The organism is Acidimicrobiales bacterium (genome assembly GCA_036491125.1).
Classification (GTDB): Bacteria; Actinomycetota; Acidimicrobiia; order Acidimicrobiales; family AC-9; genus AC-9.
The window spans coordinates 1-7,165 of sequence record DASXCO010000063.1; the positions used below are offsets into that span (position 1 = coordinate 1).

The 7,165-nt window shown below is 66.4% G+C and carries 7 protein-coding genes; 3 read left to right on the forward strand and 4 right to left on the reverse strand.

Going from position 1 to position 7,165, the window contains the following annotated elements:
• Positions 1-154 precede the first annotated feature (154 nt).
• Positions 155-733 carry a hypothetical protein gene (locus VGF64_04935; protein HEY1634081.1) on the forward strand — a complete coding sequence of 193 codons (579 nt, stop codon included), beginning with the start codon at positions 155-157 and terminating at the stop codon, positions 731-733.
• A 158-nt stretch (positions 734-891) separates the two neighbouring features.
• Positions 892-2,385, forward strand: a complete 1,494-nt coding sequence (locus VGF64_04940) for an AMP-binding protein (GenBank protein HEY1634082.1) — start codon at positions 892-894, stop codon at positions 2,383-2,385.
• Between the two features lie 140 nt (positions 2,386-2,525).
• On the opposite strand, the gene VGF64_04945 is transcribed toward VGF64_04940, so the two are convergent.
• From VGF64_04945 to VGF64_04960, 4 genes are all read right to left on the reverse strand, one after another.
• Positions 2,526-3,707, reverse strand: coding sequence for an AarF/UbiB family protein (locus tag VGF64_04945; GenBank protein HEY1634083.1), 1,182 nt, complete (start codon positions 3,705-3,707; stop codon positions 2,526-2,528).
• Between the two features lie 161 nt (positions 3,708-3,868).
• Entirely contained in the window at positions 3,869-4,522 is a 654-nt protein-coding gene (locus VGF64_04950) for an LUD domain-containing protein (protein HEY1634084.1), read from the reverse strand.
• A complete protein-coding gene (locus tag VGF64_04955; protein HEY1634085.1) occupies positions 4,515-5,822 on the reverse strand; it encodes an NAD(P)/FAD-dependent oxidoreductase in 1,308 nt (435 codons plus the stop codon). The genes VGF64_04950 and VGF64_04955 overlap by 8 nt, the downstream gene beginning before the upstream one ends.
• Positions 5,823-5,892: 70 nt before the next feature.
• Positions 5,893-6,384 carry a MarR family winged helix-turn-helix transcriptional regulator gene (locus tag VGF64_04960; GenBank protein ID HEY1634086.1) on the reverse strand — a complete coding sequence of 164 codons (492 nt, stop codon included), beginning with the start codon at positions 6,382-6,384 and terminating at the stop codon, positions 5,893-5,895.
• A gap of 578 nt (positions 6,385-6,962) precedes the next feature.
• On the opposite strand from VGF64_04960, the gene VGF64_04965 reads away from it, so the two are divergent.
• A partial coding sequence (locus tag VGF64_04965) for a hypothetical protein (protein ID HEY1634087.1) occupies positions 6,963-7,165 on the forward strand: 203 nt, incomplete at its 3' end.

A 7,165-nucleotide genomic window follows, 5' to 3' on the forward strand; every position in this document is an offset into this window, starting at 1 on the left:
CGTGAGGACCGGGTCTCCAGCATCACCCGGTTTGCGGGCCCCGGTGTTCTGGCCCGCTTCGACTTGCCTCGCGTCCTGCGGCCGTGAACCTGAAAGGTCGGCGGGGGACCTCACAGGGATCTCCCCCGGTGCCAACTTGGCTTACGCTTCTGGCATGAGCATACGCTGGAGGGGCTGGTTAGCCGCCGTAGCCGCCACCGGCTTGGCGTGTGCTCTCATCGCGTTGGATGTGGCCGATTCCGCCATTCGGCGGTGGTGGGTGATGCACGCCTTCACTACCGACGCAATCGCCGGTCTTGTGGTGCTCCTCATCACCGTCCTCGTCGCGGATCAGGTGCTCCGGCTCCGCCAGATCAAGAATCGATCGGTGGCGACGGCAGCGCAGGCGGCGATCCTGATGGCTCAGGCAGGCCGTTCGTCACGGGCGGTGTCGGCGGTGTTGGACGGCTCGGGTGACAGAGATGCGGCGTCGGGTGAGGTCCGCACCTTCATTACCATTGTCCTCAATGCGGCGCCGCTGCTCATCGATGTCGAAGTGTCGCGCCGTCTCCTCGAGCAGTCGCAACGCCTCATCGCCGAGCTGGTCGGGGCACTACAAACCGTCGGCCAGGATCCGAGCGCCGCAGCCGCAGCGCGGGGCCGGGTCGACGCAGCCGTCGACGGTCTTCGGAGTGCCTCGGACCCGCTTCTACAGCTACTCAACGCGCAGGAGCGCGCGGCCGCCGCCGGATGAGCACCGTGGGGCGTCTACCGGTGCTCAATTTGCCGCCGCTTTTCATCAGATGTGGACGGGTCACGCACGACTAGGACGATGACAAGCGGCTCTACGCAGCAGCTGGGCTAGGATGCCATCGCCGAGAGCCACTCCGCCAACTTCCGCGGTGCCGTAGCGTGGGGCTGGAGACAGAGGTGGTCGTGGAAGAGGAACAGCCGGTCAGCAACGTCGAGCGCCTGCGCACGCTGGCATCGGAGCGTCCCGATGAGCCGGCTTACGTGCATCTGGCGATGGCTGGGAGCGAGCGGTCGGTGACGTGGGCCGTGCTCGAACGCAGATCGAGCCAGGTCGCGGCGGCGTTCGGCGCCCGCGGCGTCGGGTTCGGTGACCTCGTCGGGCTCGGCATCCGCAACTCGCCAGAGCTGGTGATTTCCGTGCTCGCCACGTGGAAGCTCGGGGCTGTGCCCGTGCCCGTCCGTTGGGACGTGCCTGAATGGGAGCTCGACCGGTTGAGGCAGGCGATCGCCCCGAAGCTCTACCTCAGCCCCGACGACCTGGCCTGGATCGAGGCGACGGTCGACAATCGCGTCCCGGAGCTGCCACTCCTCGTGTCGCCGAACGTCAATGGCATCTGCAGCAGCGGCTCGACGGGGACGCCCAAAGTGATCCTGCTGCAGACACCACCGGTGTTCAACGAGCAATTCAGCATTCCCATCGCCGAAAGGTGGGGTCGCGCCATTACGCGGCCGCAACGGATCCTCGTGCTGGCGCCCATGTACCACGTCAACGCCTTTGCAACACTGCATAGCATGATGACCGGCGACCATCTGTTCGTGCTGGAGAAGTTCGACGCCGGGCAGGCCGTCGATGCGATCGAACGGCACCGTGTCACCACGTTCACCGCGACGCCCACGATGCTCCAGCGCATCGCCGACCTCCCCGGCGTCGACGATAGGGATCTGTCGAACCTGGAGTGGATCCTGCAGGGCGCGGCCCCGATGCCGACGGCGCTCGTGCACCGCTGGGCTGACCTCATCGGCGCCGAGAAGATCATCATGGCCTACGGCGGCACCGAGGGTCTCGGCCTCACGGTGCTCGACGGCAAGGAATGGATGGCTCACCAGGGCAGCGTCGGTCGCGGCTTCAACGGGGCCGCGGTCCGCATCCTCGACGACGACGGCAACGATCTTCCGCCCGGCGAGATCGGCCACATCTTCATGCGCCCACCGGAGGGCTACGGCACTTCGATCTACCTCGGTGAGGTGCCGCAGATTCCCTGGACGAACGATGGCTTCGGCTCCTACCAGGACATGGGCCAGGTCGACGGGGACGGTTACCTCTACATCGCCGACCGGCGCGTCGACCTGATCGTCACCGGTGGTGCCAACGTGTTCCCTGCCGAGGTCGAAGCGGCGATCGTCGACCACCCCAAGGTCGCCGACGTCGTCGTCGTCGGCCTGAAGGACGCCGACTGGGGTCGACGCGTGCACGCCATCATCGAGCCGGCGAATCCCGCCGATCCGCCCACCTTCGACGAGGTCCAGCGGTACGTGAAGAGGCGCCTGCTGGCCTACAAAGTCCCGAAGTCGATCGAGCTCCTCGAGGCCATCCCCCGCAGCGAAGCCATGAAGGTCAACCGTGGCCGACTTCTGGAGGAGCGCGGTGGCTGACCTGGCGCACGCCAGCAGCGGCTGCCCTTTCGAACATCCGAGCACCTTCGGCCGGCGTCGCGCCCGACGCGAGCTCGTCGAGCTTGGTCAGCGCTGCGGACAGAGCCGTCAAGAACCGGCGTTGCGACCCTGCCCCCCTTTCAACCGCTGATCTCGCCGAGGAAACTGCGAATGTCGATCGACGGCTCCAGCTCTTCAGCGGTTGCTTCGCAGACGATCACTGTCCTGATCAACACCGCGAGGTCGGCTGGGAGCACCAGACCATGGTTATGAAGCACATGGAGAAGCTCGCGAAGCACTTGCCCGAGCTTCAGATCTTGCAAGCTCGCGTCAGTGACCGGACCTAGAAGCGTCGCCAACTGGTCCCCGAGGCTCAGCCGGTCGACAGACCGAGCAGGGCGGCTGAAGGAGAGGACCGCGTCGGCGAGGGAATCGCTGTCTCGACCGAGCACGGCCGTGAGCAGGCTCATGAGGGCACTGCGCGTGGAAGGTGCCACCGAACCCACCTCGCCGAAGTCGACGAGCCCGAGACCGCCACCGCTCATGGCGATGAGGTTGCCAGGATGGGCGTCGGCCTGGAATCGATCGGACCGGAAGATCATCGTCGCGTAGGCATGAACGATGGCTCGAGCGAGGCCAGCTCGATCGATATCGGCTGCGTCCAGCGCTCCGCCGTCTGTGAGGGGTATGCCTTCGACCCAGTCCATGGTCAATATCGACTCGCCGCTGACCTCCTCGACCACACTTGGGACCGTGACAATGTTGTCGTCGGCGAACGTGCGTCCGATGGCCTCGATGTTCCTGGCTTCGAGCGTGAAATCGATCTCCTCGAAGAGCAGGTTGGCGAACTCGTCAACCAGCCGACGAGGGTCGTACTCCTGGGTCCGCCGGGACAGCAGAAGCACACGGGAAAAGGCGCGGAGCAGTGCCACGTCAAGTTTGACGTCCGACAGGACCCCAGGTCGTCGCACCTTCACGGCGACGCGACGACCGTCGGCCAGCAACGCCCGATGTACCTGGGCGATAGATGCACACGCCACCGGTACCGTTTCGAACTCCACGAAGAGTTCTCGACCCGAGGGTCCGATGGCCTGCTCGAGCTCTGCCATGAGCGTCCCGCGTGGAATGGCCGGGGCGCGATCGCGCAACGTCGAGAGTTCACGCTGGAGGCTAGGAGGGATCAGGTCAGACCGGGTGGACAGCAGCTGCCCCAGCTTCACAAACGTCGGCCCCAGCTCCCCGAGCGCCATACGAAACTGCCGAGAGAGCGCCGCCCCGTCGACGTTCGTACGACTCAGGCGTGACCTTGCGTAGTGTGTCATGGCGATCGCAGCGCGCCGAGCGATTACAGCGGTCACCTTCCCGCCTCGCCGCAGGAGATCTCTAGCCGTCAGTTTGCCAACGTCGACGCTCACCGGCGTACCGGCCGCCTGGTTGACACGTGGGCGGGCCGGCCGCGCCGTCGAGGTAGAACCGATCCGCTTCAGAAGCCGAGTCGCTCCTTCACAAGAATGGTCGTCACCCGGTCGGGGGCGACGACCTTGTTGATGATGAGGATGTTGTTCACTCCACTCCGTACCCCGTAGGCGCGGCGCGCCCGATCGTCCTCCAGCGGAAAGCAGTACTCGTAGATGCGCCGCAGTCCGGCCTCGACGTCAGGGACGATTTTCTGTCCACCGATGACAAGAATCACATGACCTGCGCCCGAGACGACCGGGCCCAACTGGCTGCCGCTCGCGGAGGCGATGAGCAGTGACCCACCCTCGGTGACGGCGTGGACGCTGCCAACGACGTAATCGGGCGAGGATGCGAGGATGCGCATCTCACGACCCTGCATCTCCCGGTCCATCTGATACAAGCGGAGCCGCAGTGGCTGGTAGCGGCCTGAGCGCTCGATATCGTCGGCCACACCGATGGCTTCCAGGGTCTCTGAGGTGTTGTTGAAGACCTCCGCTCTCTCGGTGAGCAGCGAGCGCACGAGCTCCCGCGCCTCCTTGCCGGTATCGGAGACAAAGGCCGTGACACCGTTGTTCTCGAGGGCGTGGGCGACCGATTCGATGTCTTCGCCGGAGGCCAGCGGAGAGAACTCCGCCGACGCCTCCTCGGTGACCTGGACGTCTGCCGGTGGCTCAGTCACCGTTGACCTCAGCCAGTCGGCTGTGCACCAGGGCCACAGCCATCGCGCCCTCACCGATCGCCGCCGCGCAGCGCTTGATCGATCCGGAGCGCACGTCACCAGCAGCGAAGACGCCTGGCCGGTTCGTCTCCAGCGGCAGGGGCTGGCGCGACAGCGACCACCCATCGCCGGGCCCGACGCCAGCCACGACATCGCTGCCGGTCCGCAGGTATCCCGCGTCGTTGGTGACGAGCTCGAGTCCGGTAGCGCCATCGGTTCGTGGCGTGCCGCCAATGCAGATGAACAGGGAGTCCGCCGGCAGTCTCGCGCGACCGGTGCGGTGGGCGGAGGAAACGACGACCGCTCGGAGACGGTCGTCCGCCTCAACTCCCACCACCTGAGAACCGGTTTCCACCTCCACGTTCGGGATGCCCGATATGCGGTCTATGAGGTACTGCGACATCGATGCCGCCAGATCGCGACCGCGCACGAGCAGGGTCACCTGCTGCGCGTACTTGGCGAAGCGGACGACCGCCTGACCAGCGGAGTTCCCGCCGCCGACCACCACAACCCGTGAGCGGGTGCACGACAATGCCTCGCTGGGCCCCGCACCGTAGTAGACGCCCGCGCCAAGCATGTCCTCGATCCCCGGCACGTCGAGGCGGCGCCAGTCGACGCCACTGGCCAACAGCAGCGCGCGCCCTCGAACCAGGGTGCCGTCGGAGAGTCGAGCGACGTAGCCAGGACCGTCGCTCGAGACACCGACCAAGGGGCGGGCCTGGAGGATCTCGGCGCCGAAGCCCCGCGCCTGGGCCACCGCCCGGGTGGCGAGCTCGCTCCCGCTGATGCCGTTGGGGAAGCCCAGGTAGTTCTCGATCATCGACGTCGTTCCCGCCTGTCCACCTGGCGCCACCGCCTCCACCACCACGGCGCGGAGTCCTTCTGACGCCGCGTAGACCGCAGCGGCGAGGCCGGCGGGCCCGGCACCCACGATCGTGAGGTCGTACTCGGACAGGGACGGTGCCGAGATCATGCCCAGGCCGGAGGCCACCTGCTCGACGGTGGCGGGTGCGAGCCGTCTGCCGTCGGGGAGGATGCAGAGCGGCAGACGCGACGCCTCGACCTCGCTGACGTCGAGCAGGTCACGGACCTTGTCCGTCTCGTCGACGTCCAGCCACTCGTAGGGGAAGCGGTTTCGGCTCAGGAAGTCGCGGATGGCGTAGCCGTCGGCGGAGACGGGGCTGCCCACCAATACCACCTGCGGCGTAACGGGGCGGGCGTCGTAGTCGAACATTGAAGAGGCCGGGAGATTGTCGGTCATGGGTGCGACGGTTGGGATGGAGCCCCTTCGCGCTCGAGGGCGAGCTGATCGGCGTGAGTGGAGCCGCCATTCATGCTTGCGGCCCGTCCTGAGGACTGCCGCCAGCGAATCCGGACACGGCAGCGGTGATGGGCGGTAGGTCGACGTCGTCGAGCTGATCGATGATGTGTCGGCGCACGCTGGCCAGATGCGATGGCCAGGCCCGGCGCAGATGGGCGAGACCGGACCCGGTGAGCACTGCCTCCCAGCCGCGAGCATCGCTGGCAGATTGCTCCCTCCGAAGCAGACCCTGCTCTTCGAGGCGGCTCACGATTCGGGTCGTGCCACTGAGCGAGAGCGCGCACATGTTGGCGAGGTCGCCAATGCGCAGCGTATGTCCGGGCGCCTCGGAGAGGTGCATCAGCCCGACGTAGTCGGTCAGGGACACGCCGTGAGAGGTCATCAAGTCACCATCCAGAGCGCGCGGCACGGTGACGAGCGCCCGCAGGAACGCGCGCAGGAACGCCTCTTCGTCGGCAGTCAGAGGGACAGCGTGTCCCATTTCTCTGGCCATCGGCGCCATAATACTTGCTTCGCGAAGCATCCATCCAAGTACCCCACTGGGTCATCGCAGGCAAATCGGACGCCGATCGCCTCGAAGACTTTCTGTGCTGCCCCTCTCGAGGACATAGCCACTCATCGGTTTGCTTCTCCTGGGTGTCGAGCACTCTGACCCCCATCGTGGCGGCAGAACGAGGCGCTCGAATCAGGGAAACCCGTAGTCGACCGTCGACTTCGCGCTTAGCCGGCCACTTGGGCGGAAAGCGCTGGGCTGTGGGTTTCCTGGATGCGATCGACGCCGGACGTCATCAGGATGGTCAGCGAAGGCGGCAGATGACCGTCACCAGTCTGCGGAGGATCGTCCCCATGAGCGCACGGGAAGTCGGCCCAGCGGCTCAGCGCGATACTTCGCCAAGCGGAGTCTGCGCCACTACCCCAGTGCCGGAGGAACAGGACAGTGGAGCCATGACCCAAACCCGAGACTGATGGGGATCGGTCTCTCGTCCACCCGGGTCCGCCAGCTGCACGGTGCTGCCCTGCGGGACCTTCGCACCCGCCTCGACAGCTTCGCCGGGTAGAGCGGCCCGAGACGGAGCCTTCATGTTGGTCGCCGACCATCGCGCCGATCATTCGAGGGGAGGGTTTGGCCCGGCGCTCGTGCTCCTCTGCGTGGGCGCCGCCATGCTGGAGGGCATCCTCGTGGGTCTCCTGGCGCCTTCGTCGGCCTTGGCCCTTGCTCCCCAGGTCAGCGCGCCGGCGCCGATCGACGTCTTCCATGATCTGCGCTGGGTCGCGGTGTACCA